Annotated in this window: 20 protein-coding genes and 1 pseudogene; 9 read left to right on the top strand and 12 right to left on the bottom strand. The window is 72.4% G+C overall.

The window, feature by feature from the left end:
• Positions 1-124 precede the first annotated feature (124 nt).
• The 3 genes from BLU82_RS20420 to BLU82_RS20410 are packed head-to-tail and all read left to right on the top strand — an operon-like array spanning position 125 to position 2120.
• Positions 125-931, top strand: coding sequence for a SigB/SigF/SigG family RNA polymerase sigma factor (locus BLU82_RS20420; protein ID WP_197682352.1), 807 nt, complete (start codon positions 125-127; stop codon positions 929-931).
• Between the two features lie 38 nt (positions 932-969).
• Positions 970-1917 (top strand): iron-containing redox enzyme family protein, encoded by a 948-nt coding sequence (locus BLU82_RS20415; protein WP_092622925.1) that lies wholly within the window; start codon positions 970-972, stop codon positions 1915-1917.
• Entirely contained in the window at positions 1914-2120 is a 207-nt protein-coding gene (locus BLU82_RS20410) for a CDGSH iron-sulfur domain-containing protein (RefSeq protein ID WP_092622924.1), read from the top strand. Before BLU82_RS20415 ends, BLU82_RS20410 begins: the two co-directional genes overlap by 4 nt.
• A gap of 31 nt (positions 2121-2151) precedes the next feature.
• Here the strand turns inward: BLU82_RS20410 and BLU82_RS20405 are convergent, their stop codons facing one another.
• On the bottom strand, positions 2152-3663 hold the full coding sequence (locus BLU82_RS20405; RefSeq protein ID WP_157741153.1) for a LuxR C-terminal-related transcriptional regulator: 1512 nt from the start codon (positions 3661-3663) through the stop codon (positions 2152-2154).
• A gap of 499 nt (positions 3664-4162) precedes the next feature.
• Here BLU82_RS20405 and BLU82_RS20400 point away from each other — a divergent pair, with 499 nt between their 5' ends.
• The gene (locus tag BLU82_RS20400; protein ID WP_157741152.1) at positions 4163-8842 is read left to right on the top strand and encodes an LPXTG cell wall anchor domain-containing protein; all 4680 of its coding nucleotides are present in this window, start codon (positions 4163-4165) and stop codon (positions 8840-8842) included.
• Between the two features lie 103 nt (positions 8843-8945).
• Here the strand turns inward: BLU82_RS20400 and BLU82_RS20395 are convergent, their stop codons facing one another.
• Both BLU82_RS20395 and BLU82_RS20390 read right to left on the bottom strand, forming a co-directional pair.
• On the bottom strand, positions 8946-9449 hold the full coding sequence (locus BLU82_RS20395; RefSeq protein WP_092622921.1) for a hypothetical protein: 504 nt from the start codon (positions 9447-9449) through the stop codon (positions 8946-8948).
• A gap of 41 nt (positions 9450-9490) precedes the next feature.
• On the bottom strand, positions 9491-10570 hold the full coding sequence (locus BLU82_RS20390; protein ID WP_092626072.1) for a nucleoside hydrolase: 1080 nt from the start codon (positions 10568-10570) through the stop codon (positions 9491-9493).
• 108 nt (positions 10571-10678) lie between these two features.
• On the opposite strand from BLU82_RS20390, the gene BLU82_RS20385 reads away from it, so the two are divergent.
• Positions 10679-13624: a beta-N-acetylglucosaminidase domain-containing protein gene (locus BLU82_RS20385; RefSeq protein WP_172885658.1), complete on the top strand. Its 2946-nt coding sequence runs from the start codon at positions 10679-10681 to the stop codon at positions 13622-13624.
• Between the two features lie 6 nt (positions 13625-13630).
• On the opposite strand, the gene BLU82_RS20380 is transcribed toward BLU82_RS20385, so the two are convergent.
• Positions 13631-14269 carry a TetR family transcriptional regulator gene (locus tag BLU82_RS20380; RefSeq protein ID WP_092622919.1) on the bottom strand — a complete coding sequence of 213 codons (639 nt, stop codon included), beginning with the start codon at positions 14267-14269 and terminating at the stop codon, positions 13631-13633.
• Positions 14270-14423: 154 nt separating this feature from the next.
• Here BLU82_RS20380 and BLU82_RS20375 point away from each other — a divergent pair, with 154 nt between their 5' ends.
• Both BLU82_RS20375 and BLU82_RS20370 read left to right on the top strand, forming a co-directional pair.
• On the top strand, positions 14424-15491 hold the full coding sequence (locus BLU82_RS20375) for a ferredoxin reductase (protein ID WP_197682351.1): 1068 nt from the start codon (positions 14424-14426) through the stop codon (positions 15489-15491).
• Between the two features lie 141 nt (positions 15492-15632).
• Positions 15633-16775 (top strand): acyl-CoA desaturase, encoded by a 1143-nt coding sequence (locus BLU82_RS20370; protein ID WP_197683097.1) that lies wholly within the window; start codon positions 15633-15635, stop codon positions 16773-16775.
• Positions 16776-16934: 159 nt separating this feature from the next.
• Here BLU82_RS20370 and BLU82_RS20365 read toward each other — a convergent pair whose 3' ends face one another.
• Complete coding sequence (locus BLU82_RS20365) at positions 16935-17378, bottom strand: SRPBCC domain-containing protein (protein ID WP_092622917.1); 444 nt, start codon at positions 17376-17378, stop codon at positions 16935-16937.
• A gap of 166 nt (positions 17379-17544) precedes the next feature.
• Positions 17545-18894 carry an NADP-specific glutamate dehydrogenase gene (gdhA, locus tag BLU82_RS20360; RefSeq protein WP_092622916.1) on the bottom strand — a complete coding sequence of 450 codons (1350 nt, stop codon included), beginning with the start codon at positions 18892-18894 and terminating at the stop codon, positions 17545-17547.
• Positions 18895-19228: 334 nt separating this feature from the next.
• On the opposite strand from gdhA, the pseudogene BLU82_RS20355 reads away from it, so the two are divergent.
• A pseudogene (locus tag BLU82_RS20355) lies at positions 19229-19633 on the top strand (SDR family NAD(P)-dependent oxidoreductase); the annotation flags it as partial.
• 142 nt (positions 19634-19775) lie between these two features.
• Here BLU82_RS20355 and BLU82_RS20350 read toward each other — a convergent pair.
• The 6 genes from BLU82_RS20350 to BLU82_RS20325 form a co-directional block, all read right to left on the bottom strand.
• Positions 19776-21278, bottom strand: a complete 1503-nt coding sequence (locus BLU82_RS20350) for an FAD-dependent oxidoreductase (RefSeq protein WP_092622915.1) — start codon at positions 21276-21278, stop codon at positions 19776-19778.
• Between the two features lie 25 nt (positions 21279-21303).
• A complete protein-coding gene (locus BLU82_RS20345; RefSeq protein WP_092622914.1) occupies positions 21304-21678 on the bottom strand; it encodes a DUF6766 family protein in 375 nt (124 codons plus the stop codon).
• A 10-nt stretch (positions 21679-21688) separates the two neighbouring features.
• Entirely contained in the window at positions 21689-22243 is a 555-nt protein-coding gene (locus BLU82_RS20340) for a hemerythrin domain-containing protein (RefSeq protein WP_092622913.1), read from the bottom strand.
• A gap of 82 nt (positions 22244-22325) precedes the next feature.
• On the bottom strand, positions 22326-22751 hold the full coding sequence (locus BLU82_RS20335; RefSeq protein ID WP_092622912.1) for a DUF6098 family protein: 426 nt from the start codon (positions 22749-22751) through the stop codon (positions 22326-22328).
• Complete coding sequence (locus tag BLU82_RS20330; protein WP_092622911.1) at positions 22748-23962, bottom strand: cytochrome P450; 1215 nt, start codon at positions 23960-23962, stop codon at positions 22748-22750. Before BLU82_RS20330 ends, BLU82_RS20335 begins: the two co-directional genes overlap by 4 nt.
• Positions 23963-24009: 47 nt before the next feature.
• Positions 24010-24972: an AraC family transcriptional regulator gene (locus BLU82_RS20325; protein WP_092622910.1), complete on the bottom strand. Its 963-nt coding sequence runs from the start codon at positions 24970-24972 to the stop codon at positions 24010-24012.
• 109 nt (positions 24973-25081) lie between these two features.
• Here BLU82_RS20325 and BLU82_RS20320 point away from each other — a divergent pair, with 109 nt between their 5' ends.
• Entirely contained in the window at positions 25082-25963 is an 882-nt protein-coding gene (locus BLU82_RS20320) for an NAD(P)H-binding protein (protein ID WP_092622909.1), read from the top strand.
• The last annotated feature ends 1 nt before the right edge of the window (position 25964 follow it).

The raw sequence follows: 25964 nt of genomic DNA, 5'->3' as shown, positions 1-25964 counted from the left end.
CCCAGGGGCAGACGGACCTTTCTGTCCAGTTGGGCTTGATAACGAACCGGTCACCGTGGTTCGGTGGATGGGCGTGGTCAAGAAACTCGCCACGTTTGCTCCATCTCTGGAGAGGGTGCATCTCATGCGCCAGGCACTTGCGACGCACGGCATTCGACACCAGAACCAGAACCATGACGACCACGAGCGACTGACGATGGAGCTGCTGGAGCGCTCTGTGGGCGCCCGGGGCGGCGAGCGACTGCGGCTGCTGGACGAGGTCGTCGTGCTCAATCTCGGGCTGGCGGAGTCCATCGCGCGGCGCTACTACTGGCGCGGCATCGAGCGCGACGACCTGCTGCAGGTGGCCAACCTCGGGCTGGTGAACGCGGTCCGGCGGTTCGACCCGGGCCGCGGCAAGGACTTCGTCTCGTTCGCGGTCCCGACGATCAGCGGCGAGGTGAAGCGCTACTTCCGCGACCACGGGTGGACGGTGCGCCCGCCGCGGCGCGTGCAGGAGCTCGCGGCGGCGGTGACGGCGGCCCGGACGGAGTTGTCGCAGGACCAGGGCCGGGCGCCGACGGCGTCGGAGCTGGCCGGGCATCTCGGGGTCGGGGTCGAGGACGTCCGCGAGGCCGAGGCGTCGCGCGAGTGCTTCACCGCCGCGTCCATCGACTACCGCATGAGCGACGACGACACCCCGCTCGCGGAGGCACTGGGCGAGGACGACGACGGCTTCGCCCGCGCGGACGCGGTGACGGTGCTCGGCCCGGCCTGCCGGGAGCTGAAGCCACGCGACCGGCGCATCCTCTACCTGCGCTTCTTCAAGGGGCTGACGCAGCAGGAGATCGGCGAGGAGCTGGGCGTCACCCAGATGCAGGTGTCGCGGCTGCTGGCCCGCATCCTCGGCCAGCTCCGCGCCAGCATCGCACCGGCGGTCGCGCCGCGTTGACGGTGCATCCCGCGCTCGTGCGCGGGTATTAGCCGGGCATGCGGATACCGAAGGCACGGGGCGAGCTCAGCGAGGCACTGGCGGCCGCCCTGCACGAGGGGACGGCGACGGCCGGGCTGGCCGCCGTCCCCGCCACCGACGACGCCGACCGGCAGCTGAGTCTCTGGGTGCTGTACGAGCTGTCCTACCGGGGCTTCGAGGACGTCGGCGACGAACTGGAATGGGAGCCGGAGCTGCTGACGCTGCGCCGCGTCCTGGAACGCCGGTTCGAGGCGGAGCTGCGTGAGTCGTTCCCGCCGCCGGAGCTCTCCGAGCCGTTCGCCGACGCCCTGTTCGAGCTGATCGACGGGTTCGACGGCGCCTCCGTCGCGTCGTTCGTGCAGCGCGACGCCACCGTCGAGCAGACGCTGGAATTGCTGCGTCATCGAACGATCTACCACCTCAAGGAGGCCGACCCGACGGCGTGGGTGGTGCCGCGGCTGAGCACCGGGCCGAAGGCGGCGCTGATGGAGCTGCAGTACGACGAGTACGGCTGCGGCGATCCGAACCGGCTCCACTCGCACCTGTTCGTCCGCGGCCTCGACGCCACCGGCCTGCGCTCGGACTACGGGGCCTACATCGACGACGTCCCGGTCGAGGTGCTGGCGCAGAACAACGCGATGTCGCTGTTCGGGCTGCACCGCCGGCTGCGCGGCGCGGCACTCGGTCATCTGGCGGCGTTCGAGGCGACCAGCTCGCTGCCGTCGCGGCGGATGGCGCAGGGCCTGGAACGGCTCGGGCTCCCGGCCGAGATGATCGCCTACTACGAGGAGCACGTCGAGGCCGACGCCGTGCACGAGCAGCTCGCCGTCCGCACCATCTGCGGGGCGCTGGTCGCCGAGGAGCCGGCCCAGGCTCCGGAGGTGGTGTTCGGCGCGCTGACCTGTCTCGGGCTGGAGGACCGGTTCGCCCGGCGCTGGCTCGCGGACCGGAGCGTGGCGGCATGACGGACCGCATCGAGCACCCCGACGTCATCGTCTGCCCCGGCGGGCCGCTGCTGCTACGCGGCGAGCACGTCGTCGCCGACGCCGACGGCCGGGCGCACCGCACCACCCGCCCCGTCAGCGCCGTCTGCCGGTGCGGCAAGTCCACCGACCAGCCGTGGTGCGACGGCACTCACAAGGTGCTGCCGGACAAGCTGAAGCCGTAGCGACCTCGACCGGACCGCTCATCTGTCGCTGTCAGAACTCCAGCTTGCGCGTGGCCTGCAAGGCTTCCTCGCGGGTGTTGACCCCGAGCTTGCGATAGAGGTTTCGCAGGTGGGTCTTGATCGTGTTCGGCGACAGGAACAGCTGCTCGGAGATGTCGCGGACCGACGTCTTGGTGCGCAGGGCGAGCAGGACCTCCAGCTCGCGGCGGGTGAGCTGGGCCGAGCGCTGGTGCCGGTAGAGCGTGCGGGTGTCAGGCGGATCGTCGACGAGGGCGGCGAGGCGGTCGCGGAGCTCGGCGGCGCATTCGGCGACGGCGAGGCGATCGCCGAGCTTGGTGATGGCGGCGGCCGCGTGACCGAGCGCCTCGTTCGCCCGCTCGTCGTTGCGCAGCAGGTGGTAGGCGTTGGCGCGGATGAGGTGCCACGACGCCGGGGTGGGGAGGAACGCCGTGCGGACGCCGTCGGTGCCGAGCAGGTCCAGGGCGCTGCGGGGGTTGCCGGTCAGGTTGTGCAGGCGCGCCCGCGACATGAGCGTCCAGGGCGCGTCGCCGGCGGTGTCGGGCTGGTCGAGCAGGTTCATGGCCCGATCGATCAGCCCCAGCGCCTGATAGGTGTCGGCGAGGTCGCTGACCAGCAGGGTGCGTGCCATCGACCCGGCCGGCGCGAGCTCCCGGAAGGTCAGCAGCGACCGCTCGATCAGCGCGGCGGCCTCCTGCGGTTCGCCCCAGTGGAGCTGCCACAGTGCCTGGGCGTGCACACCCAGCCACCAGAACTCGTCGGATCGGGCGGCATCGTCGAGGCGCTCCAGTGCGGACGCCGTCCGCGTGCGGTCGTACGCGCCGAGCGCGATCAGGGCCGGGCCGAAGGCGCCGCCGCACTCGTACAGGAACGCGAGCGTGCCCGGGTCGGACTGGCGCACCGGCTCGTCCGGATCGACCAGCTCGGCGGCGGCGCGGTAGTCGCCGGCCAGGGCCAGCGTGGTGGCCAGGTAGTTGCGGGCGTGCCGCTCCGCCGGGTGCGGCCGCCAGTGCCGGCTCCAGCGCAGCGCGGAGCTGAACGCGGCGATGCCGCCCGCGAGGTCGCCGGTCATCAGCCTGGTCGCCCCGATCGGGAAGAACATGCAGGCCACGAAGTCGTCGAAGTCGACGTAGTCCGTCGAGGTCTCGATCGCCTGCTCGATCTGCCGGGCGACCTGCAGGGCCTCGTCGAACTGGCCCATGAAGCGCCGGTACTGCAACTGCGCGATCAGCAGGGTGACGGCGTCACGCGTCAGCACCGGGTCCTGTTCGGCGACCCACGCCGTGAACACCTCGAGCGGCTCGGTCTCGAAGACGGAGAAGCGCTTGTTGATCGCTCGCAGTCCCGCGCGGGCGTAGTACTGCCGGGGATGGCGCCGGATCCATTCCTCCGGCGCCGTCTCGAGCGTGTCCTGGAGTTCCGCGGGGCAGGTCAGCGACATGCGGAAGAACGTGTTGTCGCACAGTGTCGCGAAATCGTCCCAACGACCGTCGGCGACGATCTCGGCGAGTTCTCGAGCACTCACGTCGTACCTCACGATCGGGTCGATGGGTTGGGGCGACTCTACCGGGATCCGCCGAGTCGGGCGGCCGGTGCGACGCCGGGCGGGGTGAGCCGGGGTGAGCGGCTCGACGTCGTGGTCAATGAGGTATCAGTTCCGGGCGTCGGTGGCGCCGAATTCGGCCGAATGGATGAATGAACTCACCCGGTCCTCACCCTCATTCACCCCGGTTCTCAACCCAGAAACACCCTGGCCAGAGCGGTGCAATTGCGCCGCATTCCTGCGGCCTGGTGCGGCTTCCTGTAAAGCTGGGCGCCGTCGATCCGGGCCGGTCGCACAGGTATTCCGGCGCGTTTCGGCGGCTTGCCGGGGGGCAATGTGTTCGGTTTTTCGTAGTGGGTGGGGAGGCACTATGTCCGCAGGACCGATCAAGTCAGATATCCGTGGTGGCGATGGTGCGCGGCGGCGTCGCGCGCACCGTGGCCTCGCGGCCGCGCTGGCGATGGTGACGTCGTCGACCGGCATGGCGATCGCGAGCACCGGAGTGGCCGCGGCGGCGCCGGTGTACGAGATCACCGGTCAATGGATCGATCCGCCGGAGGTCGCGGCGTCGGGTGACCCGGTGGTCGCCGAATGGCGGGTGAACGTCAACGACGACCAGGAGGCGCCCGGCAACGAGGACGTCGACAACGTCGACTTCACGGTCACGCTGGCCCATGGCCGCTTCGAGGCCGTTCCCGAGGCCTGCCTGACCAGTGACGTCGACCCGGTGTCGGAGATCTCGGCGGACGGCCGGAGGCTGCTGTGCAACCTCGGCACCCATCGTGAGGGGACCGCCGTCGTGGTCCAGACGGGCATCGAGGTCGACGGCGAGACCGGCGACGAGGTGAGCGCGATCGGCACGATCGACGGGCTCACCGCCGAGGTTCCGCCGATCCCGATCGACAACCCGTTCGAGATGGACATCGCCTGGGGCTCGTCCACCGCGGGTGTCGCCTATGGCGACGACGACTTCGTCGACCTCGACCTCGAGTGGACGCTGTTCCTGGGGGCGGGCAGCGACCCGGGTCCGGACTCCGTCACCTACACCCTCACGACCAGCACCGGCACGGGGGCGGCGCTGGCGGTGGGTCCGAACGCCTGCTCCGCGTTCGGCGGCGGCGCCGCCGGGAACCCGGCCGGGGCCATCGGGCATCCCTGGTCCGACGACACCCACGCGGCCGAGCAGACCGCGCCATTCGTCGACGGCTGTACCCTGACGCAGACGGGCCCGACCACCTTCACCCTGACGTTGACCGGGATCGACTACTCCCGTGTCCAGGTGCCGACCCACGACTCGACCGGCCGGCCGTTGCCGACCGACACCCAGGCCGTGGCCAGCGGTTCGGTCTGGTTCCGGGTCACCGGCGTCCAGAACGACAGCATCACCCTGACGTCGGACGTCCCGACCTACACGTCGCCGGCCGGCGAGACGTCGGAGGACGACCCGTCGAACAACGTCTCGAGCAAGACCTGGACCCGGGGCGGCTGGAGCAACGCGTACCGCCCGGAGTACTCAGGCGTGCAGGTGCCGTCGTGGTGGAGCAACCAGTTCAAGGTCTCGCCCGGAACGATGGTCGACGCCACGACGGTCCACAGCTTCGGCCAGGGCGATTACGCGCCCGCCGACATCATCAGCCAGTGCGTCATCCTCGACACCGCCTACGTGACGTTCACCGATTACGACCTCTGGCTGTCCTGGGGTGGTCCCTCGGTTCCCGGTGCGACCGTCGAGTACTACGTGGGCGCGCACGCGTCGGTGACCCCCGGTAGCGGCGGCTACGACCCGAACGGCTTCAGCTGCGTCACCGACCCGGGCGGGTGGACCACGACCGAGCCGGCCGACCTCTCCACGGTGAAGGCCGTGCGGGCGACGTACCCCTTCTCCGCGGTCGCCGGGACGGCCAACGTGCCGCTGCAGGTGCACTTCGCGGTCGACGACGACGCGCCGGTCGGCCAGGACATCTGGGAGTTCGGTGAGGTGGCGATCAACGGGGAGTGGTCCCGGCCGAGCCGGACCCTCGACCCGTCCGACGGCAGCGGCCCGCGCACGCCGGGCATGCGCTACCCGTACATCGGCTCAGGCCGCGACGTCCTGTACGTGATCGGTGCCACCCCGGCGGTGACGAAGACCGCCGAGGAGAGCGTCATCACGCCCGGCATCCCGGTCGACTTCACGCTGACCTACTCGGCCAACGGAACCGGCGCGATCCCGCCGACCGTCGACGGCTACCAGCTCGTCGACACGCTGCCGCCGGGCATGACGTACGTGGAGGGGTCGGCCGATCCCGAGCCCGTGGTGACGCCCGACGGCTCGGGCCGGTTCGTGCTGACCTGGACCCTGGACGGTGTGGCCACCAACGAGCCGCACGACCTCACCTACCAGGCCGTCGCCGACTCGTCCGTCGAGCCCGGATCGCGGCTCACCAACACGGTCGTGGCGACCTACGGCGACGTCAGCGCCGACGACGACGCGCAGGTGGCGGTCTCGACGGACGGCTACACGACGATCCTGAAGACCTCCGACGTCGAGTACATCCCGAACGTCGGCGGCGACGGCGTGGGCTCGGGCTCGTGGACGGTGACGATCGAGTCGTTCGACCCCTACGCGCAGGCGTTCACCGACACGATCGACATCCTCCCGTACAACGGCGACCAGCGGGGCACCTCGTTCAACGGGACCTACACGCTGGACGACGTCGTGCTGCCGGACGGCGGGACCGTCTACTACACCGACGCCGACCCGGCGACGCTGACCGACGACCCGGCCGACGCGTCCAACGGCGCCGCCGGCGACCCGTCGGGCAACACCGTCGGCTGGAGCACGACACGGCCGGAGCAGCCGACCGCGATCCGGGTGATCGGGCCGGAGCTGCCGTCCGGCGGGTCGTTCTCCTTCCAGGTGCCGATCACCACGAACGGCGCGCAGCCGCAGGACGTGTACGTCAACCGGGCTCAGGCGCGGGCGGAGCACACCGAGCTGGTGATGCGCACCTCGGCGGCGCTCGTCGTCACGGACTACACGGTGGAGAAGTCGTCGGACCCGGAGGACGGGGCGACGGTCGAGCCGGGGGACACGATCACCTACACGGTGGCGGTGACCCAGGAGGGACCGGTGCCGGCGGGCGCGGTGCTCTCGGACGACATGACCGACGTGCTGGACGACGCCACCTACAACGACGACGTGTCGGCCGACATCGGCACGGCGACGTTCACCGACGGCGTGCTGGACTGGGAGGGCACGATCCCGGTCGGTGGCACGGCCACGATCACGTACTCGGTGACGGTGAAGGACGCCAGCGAGCTCGAGCAGGGCGACAGCAACAAGTTCCTCGACAACCAGGTGACCTCGCCGGGCTGCGTGGACGAGGAGTCGTGCGGCACCGAGCACGTCCTGGGCTACTACACGGTGTCCAAGACCGCTGACCCGGCTCCGGGCGAGACAGTGGGCATCGGCGACGTGGTGACCTACCACGTCCAGGTGATCCAGAAGGGCGACGGCGCGGTCACGGGGGCGTTCCTCGACGACGACCTCACCGGCGTGCTGGACGACGCGACCTGGAACGACGATGCCGTCGCCTCCTCCGGCGAGGTGTCGTACACCGAGCCCACGCTGCACTGGAGCGGTGACCTGGCCGTCGGCGCCGTCGTCGACCTCACCTACTCGGTGACGGTCACCGGGGACGGCGACTGGCAGCTGCACAACGTGGTCGGGTCGGTCTGCGCCGATGATGATCCGGACTGCCTGGAGGGGATCTGCGTGCCGGCGCCGGATCAGAACCCGGACTGTCAGACCACGCACGTGTTCGGCGACTACCAGGTGATGAAGACGTCGGACCCGGAGACCGGTTCCACGGTGGACGTCGGCGACGTGATCACCTACACGGTGACCGCGACGCACATCGGCATCGCCGACGTGACGGCGTCGTACGAGGACGATCTGTCCGACGTCCTCGACGACGCCACGTGGAACGACGATCTCGCCGCGTCGGCCGGGGAGGCGTCGTTCGAGGAACCGATGCTCTCCTGGTCGGGCGAGCTCGGCCAGGGCGACGTGGCGACGGTGACCTACTCGGTCACGGTGACCGCGGAGGGGAACCGGCACCTCGAGAACGTCGTGACCACACCGGGCGAGTGTGTGCCGGCGGCGGGTCAGGACGAGGCGTGCACGACCGAGCACATCAACGGCTCGTACACGTACTCCAAGACGTCGGACCCGGTTCCGGGCTCGGTCGTCGCCGAGGGCGACGTGATCACCTACACCGTGCTCATCAGCCAGGTCGGCGACGCGCCGGTCGAGGGCGCCACCGTCGAGGACGACCTCGCGGCCGTCCTGGACGACGCCGTGTGGAACGACGACGCGGCCGCGGACTCCGGCGAGGTGTCCTACGAGGAGCCGACGCTGACCTGGACCGGTGACCTGGAGGTGGGGCAGGTCGTCACGCTGACCTACTCGGTGACGGCCAATGCCGTCGGCGAGGGCGACGACGAGCTGGTGAACGTGGTCACCGATCCGACCGACGAGGGTGTGTGCGTGCCCGCGGAGGACGGCAACGAGGGTTGCACCACCGATCACCGCCAGGGCGAGTACACCTACGCCAAGACGTCGGACCCGGTTCCGGGGTCGGAGGTCGAGGCGGGCGACACCGTCACCTACACGATCACCGTGACCCAGGTCGGCGCGGCGGCCGTGGAGGGCGCCTGGGTCGAGGACGACCTGTCGCAGGTGGCCGACGACGCCACCTACAACGACGACGCCGTGGCGTCGTCGGGTGAGGTGAGCCGGGACGGGACCACCCTGCGGTGGGACGGCGACCTGGCCGTCGGCCAGACGGTGACGATCACCTATTCGGTGACCGTGACCGACGACGGTGACGGCACGCTGCACAACGTCGTCACCACCGACGACGACCGCGGTGTCTGCGTCGAGGCGGCCGACGGAAACCCGGACTGCCAGACCGAGCACACCATGACGGGCGCCGACACCCCGCCGCCGCCGGACGACGACCCGTCGCCGGACGACGACCCGTCGCTGCCCGACACCGGTACCGACGCGGGCACGGTGGCGCTGCTCGGCGGGATCGTCCTGCTCGCCGGCGCCGCCGGCGTGGCGGTGCGACGCGGCCGCCGTCACGCGACGGGATCGTCCGTCAGCGGCGACTAGCCGACGCACCACCGAGAACGATGGCGTGCTCCCCGGCTCGGGGCGGGGAGCACGCCATCGCCCGATTCGTGACGGCTCCGGGCGGTCCGGCCCAGGCCTGATCTCAGCAGGGATCGACGTACCAGACGGGCTTCCAGTCGATCGAATGGATCACGTTGTTCGGTCCGAGGGCCCAGTAGAGCGAGTGGCTCTGGTACCTGAACCCGGCCACCGCACCGCCGGTCTGATGGTTGACGACCGCGCCGGCATCGATGAAGTTCCAGATGGAGCGTTCGGGGCACTCCCGGAGCCAGTAGACGGTGTGGCGGCCATTGCCTTCGCCCGTGGCGAGACAGAGGTAGCTGAGCGGGCACGCCTCGAGGAGGCTGCGGCGCTGAGGGCCGTCCTGACCGCGCCAGACCCGTTCCGTCGCGCTGTAGAACGGGCTCAGTCCCGGCGTCCACGAGCTCGTGCCCACCTCGCCTGCTGCCGGGCTACTCGCCGGTTGATCCGCTTCTGCCGGCAGCGCCATCGTGGACAGGAGCCCCACCAGAATCACGGCCATGATGCCGTGGATCAGCGGAGTCCTGGGTCGAGCGGTCGAGGGGCCCGCGTCGATCGACAACACTGAGTCGCTCCTTCGCGCGCGGTGGACCTGATGTCTCGGGGTCAGCGGCTGCCGTTGAGGGTGTTCAGGAAGAGCTGTTCGAAGTCAGCGGCGTTCGCCGCGTTCGCGAACACGACCGGCCGGCCGGTCGGTGAGAGCACGGTGCGCCCCGCCTGCGGGCCGGTGGTGATGACGTCGAGGCGTCCCGTCTCGAAGCCGACGATGCCGCGGTGGATGACGCTCATCGCGGTCAGCGGGTCCCACCAGGACATGATTCCGGCGTCGATCAGCGGCGCGACCTCGGGGTGGCTGACCAGGCCGAACACGATGCCGGCGGCGGTGGTGCGGCCTTCGGCGCCCAGCCGCTGGACGAACTGCGGGGTGATCGGCACGTCGTTGGTGGCGTCGAGGGGGACCAGCCGGGCCAGGCTGCGCAGCGCCGCCCGGGAGGCGGGTGGGTCGATCCAGTAGTTGAACTCCTGGCTCCCGTCGAACTCGGGCGGGGTGCCGCAGCACAGGTTGCCGCCGACCCGCACCGCGCCGCCCATCGACGTGACGCGGTGCGGGTCCAGCCGGGCGGCGGCGACGTTGGACAGCGGGCCGGTGGCGATCACGTGGGCGGCCGGGTCCAGGGCCACGATCCAGCGGATCAGCTCGGACGCGCGGATCCGCGACGGCGCCTCGCTGGCGGTGCAGCCGGCGAGGACGTCCTCGAAGACCCGGTCGAAGGTCTGGCGCAGTTCGGCCGGGAACGCGTTGGGCGCCGTGTCGGAGCCGTCCGCCACCGGGACGTCGTCCAGTCCGAGCCGCTCCAGCAGGCAGCGGGCGTGCCGGATGGCCCGGCCGGGCAGGCCGTTGCCGTTGTTCGTCACGGTGACGGCGCGCAGGTCGATCCGGCCGAGCCGGTCCTCCTGGGCCAGGTAGGCCAGCGTCGCCGCGTCGTCGAAGTCCATGTCGGAGTCGAAGATCACAGCGGGTGGGCGGGGATCGGTCGCCGCGTCGTCGGCGTGGCCGGCGACCGGGGCCGAGGTGAGCGCCGCCGCGAGGGCCAGCGCTGGGACGACACGGGTGAGGATGCGGCTGGTGACCACGGCGGGGTCCTCTCGTCGATGTCGGACGATCGTGCCCGGCCGTGTCTTCATCGCGGCTTCACCACGGCTTCACCCGCCGCCGTCCGGAACTCGGCCCTTCCTTATACCGGACTAGTCCGGTATTTTGGGCGGCTCGCCCGCCACCAGACGGAGGTCGTCATGCCGGTTCGGACCCTCGCAGCCCAGGTCGTGATACCGCTGCTGCTGGCCGGGGCGTTCTCCGCCTCGGCGGCCGCCGGCCCATCGGGCGCCGAGGACGTGACGACCGAGCGGACGGCCGCGTCGAGTGCCGGTGACCCGCTCGAGCTGCTGCAGCCGGCGCCGCGCTCGGTCGAGCGGCTCGGTCAGCCGTTCGGCGTGCGGTTCTTCGCGATCGAGGCCGGCGGCGACGTCGACGACGCCACGGCCACGGCCGTGCGGGAGGCGCTGACCGCGCAGGGCCTGCGGGAGCGGCACCGTCCGGGGCCGGGCCTCCTGACCGTCCACCTGGTCGGCGCCGAGTCCGCCGCGGACGCCGTCGAGGAGCTCGACCCGTTCGGCTGGAGCGCCGCCGACGTGGACGGTCTCGGCGCGGAGGAGTACCTCCTCGGCACCCGGGCGCTGCGCGGGCCGTCCGCGTCCGCCGTCCTCGCCGGCGACGACGCCGGGCTGTTCTACGCGGCCCAGACCCTCGGGCAGCTCGCCGCGCTCGAGGACGCGGCGCTGCCGGCGGTGAAGATCGAGGACGGCCCGGGGTTCGCGTTCCGCGGCGGGCTGGAGTCGTTCTACGGCCCGGACTGGTCGTGGCAGGCACGTCGCGACCAGATCGACTTCCTCGCCGCGCTGAAGATGAACGTCTACTTCTACGGCCCGGCGAACGACCCGCGCACCACCGGACGCGCCTGGCGCGAGCTGTACGAGCCGGAGCAACTGGCCGAACTGGAACGCCTGGTCGACTACGCCCGCGAGCGGCACGTGACGTTCATCTACCGCGTCGGCCCGGCGGCGCCCATGCACGGCGGGACGGCGCCCGGCATCTGCCACGCCCGCCAGGCCGATCGCGACGCCCTGCTCGCCCGGCTCGAACAGCTGCGCGAGATCGGCGTCACCCGCTTCGTCATCTCGTGGGACGACGTCACCGAGCAGTTCACCTGCGCCGAGGACACCGAGCGCTACGCCGGCACGGACCACCCGGTGGCGCGGGCCCAGACCGAGGTGCTCACCGACCTCGAGCAGCGGTTCTTCTCCCGGCACGACGAGCTCGGCCCGCCCATCACCATCCCATCGCTGTACTGGACCAACGAGCCGACGCCGTACCGGTCGGTCTTCGATGCGAACCTGTCGGCGAACTGGCAGCTGTACTGGACCGGCCCGGCGGTGATGTCGCCGGAGATCGAGCCGCTCGACGTCGAGCAGGTGCGCGCCGCGTTTCCGCGGCACGAGCTGATCGTGTTCGACAACTACCCGGTCAACGACTACGACCGAGGCCGCCTGCACCTCGGGCCGGTGGTGGGCCGCTCGCCCGGCCTGCCCGGAACGGTCCTCGGGGTGTCGTGGAACCAGATGAGCGAGCAGTACGCCTCGCAGGTGTCCCTGGCCACGGCGGCCGACTACGCCTGGAACCCGGCCGCCTACGTGCCGGACCGGTCGTGGCGGGCGGTGCTGACCCGCCTCGCCGGTGACCGCGTGGGCGACTTCGAGGTGTTCGCCGACGCGCACCGCTACGACGGCTTCCACAGCGACCGCATGGGGCCGCGCCTGGCCGGTCTCGTCGACGCGTACCTGCGGGCCTACTCCGCGGGCGCCGACCTCGCCGGTCCCGGCGAGCGGCTGCGCGCCCACGCCGCGGCGCTTGGCCGGGCCGACTCCCTGGCGCCGGTCCTCCCGGACGCGCTGGCCGGCGAGCTGCGGCCGTGGCTCGAGGCGAGCGCGCTGGGCGGACAGGCCGTGTCGGAGGCCGTCGACCTGCTCACCGCCCTGGCCGACGGCCGCGGCGACGACGCTGCCGCCGCGCGCGAGCGCATGGTGGTGCTGCGCGAGCGGATGCGCGCCGTCCGCGCCGTCGATCCGAACGGCGACACCAGGCCGGTGCACGTGGCCATGGGCACGCTGCTGCCGTTCCTCGAACGAGCCGAGGCCATCGCGGCCACGCCCGTCGGCGCCACCATCAGCGCGCCGTACGGCGAGCGGGCCGTCGTCGCGGGCGGCGTCAGCGAGGTGGCCGTCGACGTCACCGCGCGCTCGGCCGGGACGTATCGCGGCACCCTGACCGTCACCGCGCCCGACGGCTGGACCGTCACGCCGTCCCAGCAGGACGTGGTCGTCGACAGCGGCGGCCGGCCCATCACCAGCCGCCACGTCGTGCGGGTCGGCGCACCGGCCGGCGCGGCGCCGGGCCAGCTGGTGTTCCGGGTCGACGGCGAGGGCGCCGGCGCGACGTTCGCGGCCGGGCTGTATCCGGCCGGGGCGGGGGAGTACGCCGAGGTGGTCGCCGGTGCCGAGCCGAGCGCGTGGTGGCGACTGGAGGAGACCGAGGGCACGCTGATCGCCGACGCCACCGGGACGAGTCCCGGCAGCACCCGCGGCGAGACCGTCCGGGGCGCTGAAGGAGCGGTCCACGGGTCCGCCGGGCTGGAGCTGGCCGGCGGCTACGGCGAGGCGCCGGTCGGCCAGGTGGGCTCGGCCGACGGGCAGCTCACCGTCGAGGCCTGGGTGCGCGCCGACCGGCCCGCGTCCGGTGACGGCATCGGCGTCGTGGAGTCCTACGAGGGGCCCGCGTACAACGGCTTCCTGCTCCGGCTCGACGGGCTGGGCCGGCCCACGTTCGGCGTCCTCGACGCCCGCAGCGCCGCGATCGTCACGGGACGGACGCCGCTCGGGACGGGCGAGTGGCACCACGTCGTGGGCACGTTCGACGGCGCCACCATGGTCGTCTATGCCGACGGCGTCGAGGTCGGCCGCCAGGCGACGACGGTACGTCCGGGCCAGTCCGACATCAGCGTCAAGCTGGGTGCCCGCGGCGACGACCGGGGCCGGCGCCTGCACGGCGGACTCGACGAGGTGGCGCTGTACGACCGCGCCCTGACCGCCGCGGAGGTGGCCCAGCACTTCCTCGCCGGGCGGTGACCGACGTCACCGGTGCGCCGCCGAGCGCCAGTCGCGGAAGCCGATGACGATGACCCGCATCTCGCGCCGCGCGCCGTCCCTGATCTGCTCCTCGAGATCGGGACGTCCGTCGGGCATGTCCACGACCTCCTCGGCGTGGGAGACCATGTTCCGCACGAACAGCCGCGCGACCATCTGCACGTCCTCGCTGCTCCAGGTCTCGATGTGGGGCAGCCGCGCGAGCACGATCGCCAGCTCGCTCACGAAGAGGTCGAGCTCGTGCTGGATGGCCCGGCGGACGGCGGGCGACCCGCCGACGCGTTCGCGGGCCACGAAGTCGAAGTGCGCGCGGTTCTGCTTCACCGCGTCGACGAGGATCGCCGCCGACGCGTCGATGATGTTGTCGAAGACGTGCGGGTCGCGCTGAGCGTCGCGGATCATGCGCCGCAGCGTCGCGAACGACTGCTCGACCAGCACCAGCCCGAGCTGTTCCATCGAGTCGAAGTGGCGGTAGAACGCGGTCGGCACGACGCCCGCGTGGCCGGTGACCTGACGCAGGCTGATCTGCGCGAACCCGTAGCGGCGGCTCAGGTCGAGAGCGGCGGTCAGCAGCGCCTCGTGGGTGCGTTCCTTCTGCGCTTGTCGTGCGGCGGCCTGGGCGGGCATGAGGCTGAGCCTAACGCCGTCACCGGTGCACGCGTGTTCCGTTCGTGCGCGATGTCACAGGACGTTCCCATTGCGTTTCGCGCGCGTCCGGCCCACGATTTGAGTGCACGCGTGTTCACTGAGTGAGGAGGCCGCGATCGGCGTCATCCGCAGGATGCTCGGCTCCCGAGCCGTGGCGGCGTTGACCTCACCGCACTCGGTCGACCACTACCTCGAGCACCTGCATCCGATGCTCACCGTCGCTCTCGTCCGCGCCCGGGTCGTCGAAGTCATCCGCGACACCGCGCAGGCGAGCACGGTGGTGCTGCGGCCCAACGGTGCGTGGGACGGCTTCGCCGCGGGGCAGCACGTGCAGTTCGGGGTCGAGGTCGACGGCACCCGGCGGATCCGCTGCTTCTCGGTGTCCAGCTCGGCCGCCGGCGCCGACGGCACCTTCAGCGTGTCGGTCAAGGCGCATCCGGACGGCTACGTGTCGCAGTTCGTGCACCGCGACCTCGCGCCCGGCACCATCGTCCATCTCTCCCAGGCCGGCGGCGACTTCGTCCTGCCCGACCGCGTTCCCGACGACCTGTTGCTGCTCAGCGGGGGCAGCGGCATCACGCCGCTGATGTCGATGCTGCGCACGCTGCGCGACACCGGACACCGCGGCCGGGTGACGTTCCTGCACTACGCCCGCTCGCGGGCGGACGAGATGTTCACCGCCGAGCTGGACCAGCTGGCCGGCGCCGGGTTCGCGCGGCTGCACCGCGTCTACACCCGCGAGCCCGGCGGCGGTGAGCTGGTGGGACGGTTCACCGCCGGCCACCTCGAGCGGCTCGGCGTCGACCCCGCCGCCACGCTCAGCTACGTCTGCGGGCCGGCCGGGCTCATCGCGACGGTCCGCGACACCTACGAGCGCCTCGGCGCCGGCGCGATGCTGCGCACCGAGCACTTCAAGGTGCCCTCGACGAACCCGGACGCCGCCGACGCCACCGGCGCGCTGACGTTTGAAGAGAGCGACGTCGTGGTCGGCAACGACGGCGACACCATCCTGCGGCAGGCCGAGGCCGCCGGCCTGCGCCCGGACTTCGGCTGCCGGATGGGCGTCTGCAACACCTGCGCGGTCAAGAAGAACCACGGCGCCGTCCGCCACGTCATCAGTGGCGAGGTGAGCGCCGACACCGACGAGACGATCAAGATCTGCGTCAACGTCCCGGTCGGCGACGTGAACATGGCCCTCTGACGGGCGAACGAGAGGACACTGATGTTCGGCAAGCGCAAGCCCGCACCGATCGAGCCGTTGAGCGCGTCCGACCACGACGAAGCGCCGAAGCCGCTGGTCGGCGCCGACGCCGGTAAGCGGTCGCCGATCGGCCTCGAGTACATGACCTACGAACAGCTGGAGGAGTTCGGGCACGAGCTCGACGCCGTCCGCCAGCGCGTGCTCGACGACCTCGGCCAGACCGACGCCGACTACATCCGCCGGGTCATCAAGGTCCAGCGCGCCTTCGAGATCCTCGGGCGCATCGGGCTGTTCTTCCCGTTCTTCTGGCCCGTGTTCGTCGCCGGCATCGCGCTGCTCGCGCTCGCCAAGATCCTCGAGAACATGGAGATCGGGCACAACGTCATGCACGGCCAGTACGACTGGATGAACGACCCGATGATCGACGGCAAGCGGTACGAGTGGGACATCGTCGCGCCGGCGCACGATTGGAAGCACGGCCACAACTACGTCCACCACACGTACACCAACATCCACGGCATGGACCGCGACATCGGCTACAACCTGTTCCGCATCGACAAGGACCAGCCCTGGTACCCCAGCCACCGCTTCAACCTGCCGCTGGCGTTCCTGCTCATGCTGGTCTTCGAGTGGGGCGTGATGTACCACGGCGTCGAGCTGGACGAGTACCTCGCGGGCAGGCTGCCGAAGGAGGAGTTCCAGGCCCGCCGGAAGCGGGCGCTGCGCAAGATCGGCCGCCAGCTGCTCAAGGACTACGTGCTCTTCCCCGCGCTCACGCTGCCGCTGGTGCCGTTCACCGCGTGGTGGGTGCCGCTGGCCGTGCTGGGCGGCAACGCCGTCGCCAACGTCATCCGCAACATCTGGGCGTTCAACGTCATCTTCTGCGGCCACTTCCCGGCCGACGTCGAGACGTTCGCGAAGGAGGACGCCGAGAACGAGACCCGCGGCCAGTGGTACCTGCGTCAGCTGCTCGGCTCGGCCAACATCAGCGGCAGCTCGCTGTTCCACGTGCTCACCGGCAACCTCAGCCACCAGATCGAGCATCACCTGTTCCCCGACATCCCGGCCCGCCGCTACCCCGAGGTGGCCCAGGACGTGCGCCGGCTGGTCGAGAAGTACGGGCTGCAGTACAACACCGGCCGGCTGTCCAAGCAGTTGCTCAGCGTCGCCCGGCAGCTGGCGACCCTCGCCGTCCGGCCCGACGACCCCTACCAGCGCGGCAACAGCCCGGAGTCGAAGGCCCTGCGCCGCGCCAGGCGCGAACTGGAGGCCGGGCGGCGCTAGGGTGTGTCTCCCAAATCTCGGCCGTAGCGAGCGGCGTCCAGGTGGATGCCTCGCAAGGCCGAGGAGGGAGTCATAGCGGGGTTCTATGACGACTGACGAGAACGCAGCGAGGCGCCGCCTGGGCGTCGCGCAGTAGGCCACGGATTTGGGAGACACACCCTAGATGGTGCCTCGCTCGACGCCCGCCTCGACGAGGTCGAGCATGTCCTCGACTCCGCGCCGGGAGGCGTCCGGGTCGGCCGGGGCGGGCCAGCTGACGTAGTCGTAGGTGAGCTCCGCCGATCCGCCGGGGCCGGCGATCAGGGTCACGGTGACCCGCTCGCGTGGCTCGGCGAACCCGAGGACGACGCGGTGCGGCGGGTCGAGCTCGGTGTACTCGAATCCGAACGGGATCTCGGAGCCGTCCGCCTCGGAGACCATGACCGCCTCCATCCGCCCGCCCGCGCGCGCGTCGACCCGCATCCGGTCGGCCGGCGTGCGATAGCCGGGCACGACGAACCACTGTTCGAGCTTGCGCGGTTCCACGAAGGCCGCATAGAGGCGCTCCGTCGTGGCGTCGAAGTGGCGACGCACCGTGAATCCACCGCCGGCGTCCGATCGCATGGCCTGTCCTTTCCGGATCGGGGGCTCCGGTCCATCCTCCGCGGGCGCCGGCGCGGCCGGAAGGACCAATCGCCGCCGCGGACGCCGGACCGATTCCGGGCCCGAGCGGCCATCGCCGGCGGCAGCGGCCGGCTGCGACCGTGACCGCGCGCGCAGTGCGGTGCGGCTAGACCAGTCCGAGGGCGAGCATGGCGTCGGCGACCTGGATGAAGCCGGCGATGTTCGCGCCGGCGACGTAGTTGCCGGGGACGCCGTACTCGTCGGCGGTGACCAGGCAGCGCTCGTGGATGCCGCGCATGATGGCCGCGAGGCGGTCCTCGGTGAGCTCGAAGCTCCAGGAGTCGCGTGAGGCGTTCTGCTGCATCTCCAGGGCGCTGGTGGCGACGCCGCCGGCGTTGGCGGCCTTGCCGGGGGCGAACGCCACGCCGGCCTCGGCCAGCAGGCGCACCGCGTCGGGGGTGGTGGGCATGTTCGCGCCCTCGGCGACGATGCGGCAGCCGTTCCTGACGAGGGTCGCGGCGGCGTCGTGGTCGAGCTCGTTCTGGGTGGCGCAGGGCAGGGCGATGTCGCAGGGCACGTCCCAGACGCCGCGTCCGGCGACGTACTGGGCGTGCTCGCCGCGTGCCTCGGCGTAGTCCTCGATGCGGCCGCGCCGCGACTCCTTCACGTCCTTGAGCAGGTCGAGGTCGATGCCCTTCTCGTCGAGGACGTAGCCGCCGGAGTCGGAGCAGGCCACCACCGTGCCGCCGAGCTCGTGGACCTTCTCGACGGCGTAGATGGCGACGTTGCCGGCGCCGGACACCACCACGCGCTTGCCGTCGAAGGAGTCGCCGCCGGCGCGGAGGATCTCGTCGACGAAGAACACCACGCCGTAGCCGGTGGCCTCGCGGCGCACCTGGGAGCCGCCCCAGCTGAGGCCCTTGCCGGTGAGCACGCCGGACTCGTAGCGGTTGGTGATGCGCTTGTACTGGCCGAACAGGTAGCCCAGCTCGCGCCGGCCCACGCCGGTGTCGCCGGCCGGGACGTCGGTGTGCTCGCCGAGGTGGCGGTACAGCTCGGTCATGAACGACTGGCAGAACCGCATGACCTCGCCGTCGGAGCGGCCGCGCGGGTCGAAGTCGCTGCCGCCCTTGCCGCCGCCGATGGGCATGCCGGTGAGGGCGTTCTTGAAGATCTGCTCGTAGCCGAGGAACTTGACGATGCCCAGGTAGACGCTCGGGTGGAACCGCAGGCCGCCCTTGTACGGGCCGAGCGCGGAGTTGAACTCGACCCGGAAGCCGCGGTTGATCTGCACCGCGCCGGAGTCGTCGACCCACGGCACCCGGAAGATGATCTGCCGCTCCGGCTCGCACAGGCGGCGGATCACCGCCGCGTCGGTGTACTCCGGATGCTTGCTGACCACCGGTCCGAGGCTGTCGAGCACTTCGTGCACCGCTTGGTGGAACTCGGTCTCACCAGGATTGCGCTGGAGTACTTCGGCGTAGATGCCACTGAGCCGGTGATCGAGCTGAGACACACGGCGGCCTTTCTCTGGGGGACGGATGGCGACGGCTGACGCGCCCGGCCGACGTTGACGGGCTGCTGCACGACCTCGTCAGCCTAGCCAAGCCGCGCCGGACGACGTCCGGAGCGCTCGAGGGGTGGGCCGGCCGCCACAAGGCATGCGCGCGGCCGCCCAGAGGTAGCGAGCCAGTGGGGCAGCGACCTCTGATGGGGCCGCCCAGCGAGCGGAGGGGAATGACCGATGAGCGACCTGGCCAGAACCGTCGTGGTGTGACCGGGGCATCGGGCGGTGTCGGCCGCGCGCGCGTTCGCCTGGCGCGGTGACCGGGTCGCGCTGCTGGCGCGGGGCGGCGTTCATGCGGATCACGCCGGAGGAGTTCCGCCGCACCACCGAGGTGACGTACCTGGGCTACGTCCACGGCACGCGCGCCGCGCTGGAACGGATGCTCCCCCGCGACCGCGGCGTCATCGTCCAGGTCGGCTCCGCTCTGGCGTACCGCGGCATCCCGCTGCAGTCGGCGTACTGCGGCGCGAAGCACGCCATCCAGGGCTTCCACGACTCGTTGCGGTGCGAGCTGCTGCACGACCGTTCACACGTGCGCGTCACCATGGTCCAGCTCTCCGCCGTCAACACGCCGCAGTTCGACTGGGTGCTGTCGCGGCTGCCGCACCGGGCCCAGCCGGTGCCGCCGATCTTCCCGCCGGAGCTGGCCGCGACGGCGATCCCGCACGCCGCCGACAATCCGAACCGGGCGGTTCGGCCGCCGCGCGGCGGCCGGGAGCCCGCAGTTCGGGCTCTCGCGGCACCGCCGTGGCCTGGCCGCTGCCGCGACCGGCGCGGCCGCTGCCGCCGGCGCCTGGGCGTGGTGGCGGAGCTGACGGCCGCGGTCGTGGTCAGCCGGGCGGGGTGACGGTGTCCAGTGGGTGGACCGCGGGACCGGCCAGCACCCGGCCGTCGGTGCCGAACCGCGACGCGTGACAGGGGCAGTCCCAGGTCTTCTCCGCGTCGTTGAACACCACCAGGCAGCCCAGGTGGGTGCAGCGTGCGGACACGCACCGCAGCCCGCCGTCGTCGTCGCGGTAGGCGGCGACCGCGCGGACGCCGTCGCGCACGACCCGGCCGCGGCCCGGCGGCAGCGACGCGAGGTCGTGACGGTCGGCCAGGGCGGTGGCGCGGTCGCCGAGGAATCGGGCGGCGACGTAGGCGTTGGCCTTGACGAACTCCGCCGCCGACTGCCGGACGGTGCTCCGCTGCGGGTCGAGCATGCCGGCCAGCGGATTCTCCACGCCGGTGATGAGGTCGCGCAGCAGCAGTGCCGCCAGCGTCCCGTTCGTCATGCCCCAGTGCCCGAACCCGGTCGCGACCCAGACGTTGCGGGCGCGCGGGTGGAACCGGCCGACGTACGGCAGCGTGTCGACGGTCGTGAGGTCGTGCGCGAGCCACCGGTAGACCGGTTCCCGCAGCCCCAGCCGCTCGGCGGCCCAGGCCCGCAGCCGGTCGTAGTGGTCCGCGACGCTGGTGCGGGCGCCGACGCGGTGCGGCTCGCCGCCGACGATCAGCAGCGTGCGGCCGTCCTCCGCCGGGGTCGTGCGGACGGAGTGCCGGTCCTCGGCGCTGATGTACATGCCGGGCGGGCCGTCGCCGTCGTCGGTGTACCCGGCGACGACGAGGTCGCGCCGCGGCTCCAGCCGGGCGAAGAAGAGGCCGCGGTCGAACACCGGGTAGTGCGTCGCGACGACCACGTGCCGGCCGCGGACCGGGCCGTCCGTGGTCTCGACGACGCAGGGGTCGCCCTCGGTCAGCCCGAGCGCCCGGGTGCCCGTGACGACGGTGCCGCCGTCGCCGGGGATGCGGGTGGCCAGCTCCATCAGCCATCGCCGCGGGTGGAACTGCGCCTGGCCGGTGAACCGCACCGCACCCGAGACCTCGAACGGCAGGCCGGTCTCGCCGGTGAACGTGGCCGGAAGGCCGGCGGCCGCGGCGGCGTCGGCCTCGCGGCGCAGCCCGTCGACGGACGAGGGCCGCTCGGCGAAGACGTAGGAGTCGCGTCGCGACCAGTCCATCGTCGCGCCGATCGCGTCGGCCTCGGTCTCGATCCAGTCGATCGCCAGCTGCTGCCCGGAGCCGTACGCGCGTGCCGTCTCGGCGCCGAACCTGCTGGTCAGCGGCGCATACATAGCGCCGTGCTGACTGGTCACCTTGGCCGTGGTGTGCCCGGTGACCCCCGCCGCCAGCCGGTCGTCCGCCTCGACCAGCGTCACCGTCAGCCCGGCCCGCTTCGCCAGGTACGCCGTCGTGATGCCCGCGATGCCGGCGCCCAGGACCACGACGTCCGCGTTCACCGGCGGCGAGGGCGCGAGCGGCGGGTCGCCGGTGCTGTCCAGCCAGTACGACATCGGTGTCTCCTTCTGGCGCAGGTGGTCAGGTGCGTGGTTCCGGGCCGATCGCGGCGTCGTCGCCCTCGGCCGGTTCGGGCCTGCCGGCGCCGACGTGCTCGTGGATGGTGTCGATCTTCCGTTCGATCCGCTCCAGGTCCTCGGCGTCGGCCTGGAACAGCAGGTGCTTCGCGGCCAGCAGCAGGACGGCCTGGAAGACCAGCTGCAGCCACTCGCTCTGCCAGTTCTCGAACGTCGAGGCGAAGAACGACGCCATATAGCTCGACCAGGTGAACGGCTCGCCGTGCGCCTGCTGCTCGCTGCGGAACTCCGAGAGCTGGGTGAAGAACTGCCCCAGCCAGGAGCCGAGGAACAACAGGATCAGGACGTACACCGCGCCCCAGCGGCGCAGATTCCGCATGATGACCCCTTCAGTCGGGCGTGACCTCGTCGCGCAGCTCGTCCTTGGACATGCCGGACGTGCCGTCGACGCCGAGGTTGCGGGCCTGCTGGGCCAGCTCCGCCCGGGTGGCCTCGCCCGGACGGTCACCGAGGTGGTCGGCCCGGGCGGCGAGGAACGCCTCGCCCAGCTCGGCCCGGCGCTCGTCGCTGAGGCGCTGCCGCATGCCCGGCAGGACGGTGTTCTCCTCCTCCTCGACGTGGTGGCCGACGGAGTCGACCAGCTCGCGCAGCACCGCCTCGTACCCCGGGTCGTGCGCGTCCATCGCGGCCAGCCGCTCGAGGATCGCCTCGGCCTCGGCATGCTCCTCCTGGCTGTGCGCCACCTCGTCGGTCTCGCCGGCCTCGTCCCGCGCGACGGGGTACACCTCGGCCTCCTCGGCCCGGCTGTGCGCGACCAGCAGCGCCGTCACCTCCGTCACCGCCAGGTCGCGCTGCCCTGGGTCGGTGCGCAGCAGCTCGAAGAGCCGCTCGATCTCCCGGTGGTCCTTCTCGATCAGGTCCACCACGTCACGGCTGTCGCTCATCGTCTTCCACCCTTTCGTCGGCGCCAGGCTGGCCAGGCCCGTACCCGGGGCGGGGCGGCGGCATGCCCCGGCCCGCGCGCCGTCAGTCCGCCGAGCCACGTCCGACGTCGAAGCGTTCCTCGTACCTACGCCGGGCGTCGGCGAGCGCCCGGCGGCCCACCCTGGCCACCGGGACGAGGTCGGTGACGAGTGGCTCGTGGTCCGGGCCCTCGCCGACGACCCGGCCCGTGAGCAGCCAGGGGAAGCGGCCGTCCTGGCCCAGCTCGTCGTACTTGCACAGCCGGCGGGCGATCCAGTCGGCCGGGGGTCGCGGCCACCACGGCTCGGGCTGCAGCGTCGTGACCGACCAGCCCGGCAGGTCCAGGCCGGCCTCGTAGTCGCGGCTCGGCCCGTCGCGCCGGTCGGCGTCCGGGCCGTTCGAGTACCGGACGAGCAGGCCGGGATGGTCGCGGACCGCCCGCACGACGTCGTCCAGCGAGTCCAGGACCGGCAGGTCGTCGCGGGTCATGGGGCGACGGCGATCAGCACCCCGCTGCGCGGCAGGGCCGGGATGCGGGTGAGGTCCACGGTCAGGTCCTGGTCCGGGAGCTCCGGCCGGGTCGACGCCAGACGGCGGACGGCCTCCTCGAGCAGGACGAGGGTGACGTCCTCGCCCGGGCAGCGGTGCCCGGTGCGCAGGGCGCCGCCTCCCTGCGGGATCAGCGTGCCGGGCCGGGGCGGCGGGCCGAGGAAGCGCCGGGGGTCGAAGCGGTCCGGGTCCGGCCAGTGCGCAGGGTCGTGGTCGGTGCCGTAGACGTCGAGCACCACGTAGCCGCCGGCCGGGACGTCGACGCCGAGCACGTCCTGGTCGCCGCGGGCCCGGGCGGCGAGCACCGGCACGAACGGGTAGTGGCGGCGGACCTCCCGCGCGAACGCGCCGAGTGCCGCGTCGTCGCCGGCGGCGATGCGGTCCCGCCAGTACGGCTGGTGCGCCAGGGCGACGGCCGCGAAGGCCACGAACCACGCCACGGCCACCGCCGGCCGCACCACGTTGAGCAGGGCGACGCCGGCGTCCCGCGGCGTCAGCAACCGCCCGTCGGCGTCACGGGCCTGCGCCATGACGTCCAGCGGCGTGCCCGGAGGGACCCGCAGCCCGCCGTCGCGCGCACCGCGGACCAGGCCGGACGCCCACCGGTCCAGGCGGCGCCGGGCGGCGACGGCGCGCAGGTACGGCACGCCCGGGCGGGCGAACCCGTCCAGCACCGCCGCCAGCTGGCCGGCACGTCGCTCGACCCCGTCCGGACCGGCCGCGACGCCGGCCCACGGCAGCACCGTCGCCGTGAGTACCCGCACCGCCACGTCGAAGAGCACCACCGGGCGGCCGGGCTCCCAGACCCGGGCGGCGCGCTCCCACTCCCGCCGCGCACTCGAGCGCAGCGCGTCGGCGGCGGCGGGAGTGAGCAACTGCAGGTACCTCGCCTTGTGCCGGTGGTGTGGCTCGTCGTCGAGGCCGTGGACCGAGCCGTGGCCGAACAGGACGTCGCCGACCGGCGCCGGGACGGCCCCCTGGCGCCGCAGCCGCGGATCGTAGAACCGCGACACGCCCGCGGGCCCGCCGACCACCACCGACGGGCGGCCGAGGAACCGGATCGGCGCGGCCGCCCGGCCCGCACGCTCGGCGCTCGCCCACCCGTAGCCCCGCCGCCACAGCCCGAGCGCGCCGTCCCCGCTGATCGCCATGCCCGCTCGGTACCCGCGCCCGCACCGCGCATGCCGGCTCGGCCCGGTCAGGACCCCGGCTGAACGGGACGGCCGCGGCGATGCAGGCGCGGCGTGGTGCCGCGCACGCGCTTGAAGGCGACGCTCAGGGCGAAGGCGTTCGCGTACCCGACCCGGCGGGCGATGGTCTCGACCGTCGCGTCGGTCTGGCGCAGCAGGTCGGCGGCGACGGTGAGCCGCCAGCCGGTCACGTACGTCATGGGCGGAGTGCCGACCAGCGCGGTGAAGCGGCGGGAGAACGCGGCTCGTGAGGCGCCGGAGCGGGCGGCCAGCTCGGCGAGGGTCCAGGGGTGCGCGGGGTCATCGTGGACGAGGCGGAGGGCGGGCCCGGCGACGGGGTCGCTGAGCGCGCGGTACCAGCCCGGCGTCTGCGCCTCGGCGCGGGCGAACCACGCGCGCAGGCTGGCGATGAGCGCGAGGTCGAGGAGGCGGTCGAGCACCACCGACTGGCCCGGCTCGTCGCGCTCCAGCTCGGCCGCGAGCAACGCGAGCACCGGTGCGACGGCTGCTGAGGCGGGGACGTGGACGACGGCGGGCAGGGCGGTCAGCAGCCGCGACCCGATGTCGCCGCCGACCTGATAGGTGCCGCTGGCGACGACGGCGGCGCCGTCGTCGCTTCCGTGACCGGCCCGCTCGGCCGGCGCCCGGCCCAGGGCCTCGGCGGCCGACACCTCGACGCCGTCCATGGTGGTCAGCCGGTTGCCGGCCAGCACCGTGAGCGACGGCGCCGTCTCGGGATGGTCGCCGACGGTGTAGTGGCGCGGCCCGCGGACGACGGCGACCTCGCCGGGCCGGACGAGCACCGGCTCGCCGTCGTCCGGGACGACCCAGGCGTGCCCCCGCAGGACCGTCGCCAGGGCGAGGGCGGCGCCGTCGGCGATGCGCAGCGCCCACGGCGGCTCGAGCACCGCCCGGCAGAACTCCGCCGAGCGGGCGCGGACGCCGTCGAGCACGTCGGCGAGAGCATCCATGCCACCAGACTAGACGTTCAGACATGTTATCGAGGCGAACAGCTATGGATCGTCTCGGTAGGCGCCGGTCTACTGGACCACATCGGATCCCGACTGGAAGGAGCGACCGATGTACGCCATCACCGGCATCACCGGACACGTCGGCGGGGCCACCGCCCGCGCCCTGCTCGCCGCCGGCGAGCGGGTCCGCGCCGTCGTCCGCGACCCGGCCAAGGGCCAGGAGTGGACCAGCCTCGGCGCCGAGGCGGCGGTCGCCGACCTCGCCGACCCGGCGGCGCTGGCCGCCGCCCTCACCGGCGCGCGCGGCGCGTTCGTCCTGCTGCCCACCGATCCGGCCGCGGCCGACCCCGACGCCGCGCACCGCCGGCTCGCCGACGCGATCGCCGAGGGCGTCGCGGTCAGCGGCGTGCCGCACGTCGTCATGCTGTCGTCAGCCGGCGCCGACCGGCCGGACGGCACCGGGCCGGTGCGTTGGTTGCACCACCTGGAGAACCGCCTGCGTGGCACCGGCGCGGTGGTGACGGCGATCCGCTCGCCGCACTTCCAGGAGAAGGCCGGCGACGTGCTGCCGGCCGTCGTCGAGCAGGGCGTGTTCCCGGTCTTCGCGTCGTCCGCCGACGCCGCGATCCCGATGGCCGCGACCCGCGACGTGGGCGCCGCGGTCGCCGAGGCGCTCCGGTACCCACCGCCGGCCTCCGAGGTCGTCGACCTCGACGCGCCCCGCTCCACGGAGCGGCAGGTCGCGGCGGCCCTGGCCGCGGAGCTCGGCCGGCCGGTCGAGGTGCTGGTCGTGCCGCGCCCGGCCTGGGCGGACGTCCTGCGCGACGCCGGTGTGCCGCCGGCGCTGGCCGCCGAACTGGTGCAGCTCTTCGACGCCGACGACCGCGGCCTGCTACAGCCGCGCGGCGACCGGTCGGTGCGTTGCACCACGCCGGTCGAGGAGACGCTGCGCGACCTGCTGGTTTCGCTTGGCCCAGCGTCCACACCGTGAG

Origin of the sequence: Jiangella sp. DSM 45060 (assembly GCF_900105175.1) — a bacterium.
Classification (GTDB): Bacteria; Actinomycetota; Actinomycetes; order Jiangellales; family Jiangellaceae; genus Jiangella.
Note: the sequence above shows the minus strand (reverse complement) of the source record. Positions and strands in the feature narration are given on the sequence as shown.

Bases quoted from the DNA above. Each gene is read 5' to 3' on its own strand.
- BLU82_RS20420 (WP_197682352.1), top strand. From the start codon at position 125: ATGCGCCAGGCACTTGCGACGCACGGCATTCGACACCAGAACCAGAAC.
- BLU82_RS20415 (WP_092622925.1), top strand. From the start codon at position 970: ATGCGGATACCGAAGGCACGGGGCGAGCTCAGCGAGGCACTGGCGGCC.
- BLU82_RS20410 (WP_092622924.1), top strand. From the start codon at position 1,914: ATGACGGACCGCATCGAGCACCCCGACGTCATCGTCTGCCCCGGCGGG.
- BLU82_RS20400 (WP_157741152.1), top strand. From the start codon at position 4,163: ATGGCGATCGCGAGCACCGGAGTGGCCGCGGCGGCGCCGGTGTACGAG.
- BLU82_RS20390 (WP_092626072.1), bottom strand. From the start codon at position 10,570: ATGAAGACACGGCCGGGCACGATCGTCCGACATCGACGAGAGGACCCC.
- BLU82_RS20385 (WP_172885658.1), top strand. From the start codon at position 10,679: ATGCCGGTTCGGACCCTCGCAGCCCAGGTCGTGATACCGCTGCTGCTG.
- BLU82_RS20380 (WP_092622919.1), bottom strand. From the start codon at position 14,269: ATGCCCGCCCAGGCCGCCGCACGACAAGCGCAGAAGGAACGCACCCAC.
- BLU82_RS20375 (WP_197682351.1), top strand. From the start codon at position 14,424: ATGCTCGGCTCCCGAGCCGTGGCGGCGTTGACCTCACCGCACTCGGTC.
- BLU82_RS20370 (WP_197683097.1), top strand. From the start codon at position 15,633: ATGACCTACGAACAGCTGGAGGAGTTCGGGCACGAGCTCGACGCCGTC.
- BLU82_RS20365 (WP_092622917.1), bottom strand. From the start codon at position 17,378: ATGCGATCGGACGCCGGCGGTGGATTCACGGTGCGTCGCCACTTCGAC.
- BLU82_RS20350 (WP_092622915.1), bottom strand. From the start codon at position 21,278: ATGTCGTACTGGCTGGACAGCACCGGCGACCCGCCGCTCGCGCCCTCG.
- BLU82_RS20345 (WP_092622914.1), bottom strand. From the start codon at position 21,678: ATGCGGAATCTGCGCCGCTGGGGCGCGGTGTACGTCCTGATCCTGTTG.
- BLU82_RS20340 (WP_092622913.1), bottom strand. From the start codon at position 22,243: ATGAGCGACAGCCGTGACGTGGTGGACCTGATCGAGAAGGACCACCGG.
- BLU82_RS20335 (WP_092622912.1), bottom strand. From the start codon at position 22,751: ATGACCCGCGACGACCTGCCGGTCCTGGACTCGCTGGACGACGTCGTG.
- BLU82_RS20330 (WP_092622911.1), bottom strand. From the start codon at position 23,962: ATGGCGATCAGCGGGGACGGCGCGCTCGGGCTGTGGCGGCGGGGCTAC.
- BLU82_RS20325 (WP_092622910.1), bottom strand. From the start codon at position 24,972: ATGGATGCTCTCGCCGACGTGCTCGACGGCGTCCGCGCCCGCTCGGCG.
- BLU82_RS20320 (WP_092622909.1), top strand. From the start codon at position 25,082: ATGTACGCCATCACCGGCATCACCGGACACGTCGGCGGGGCCACCGCC.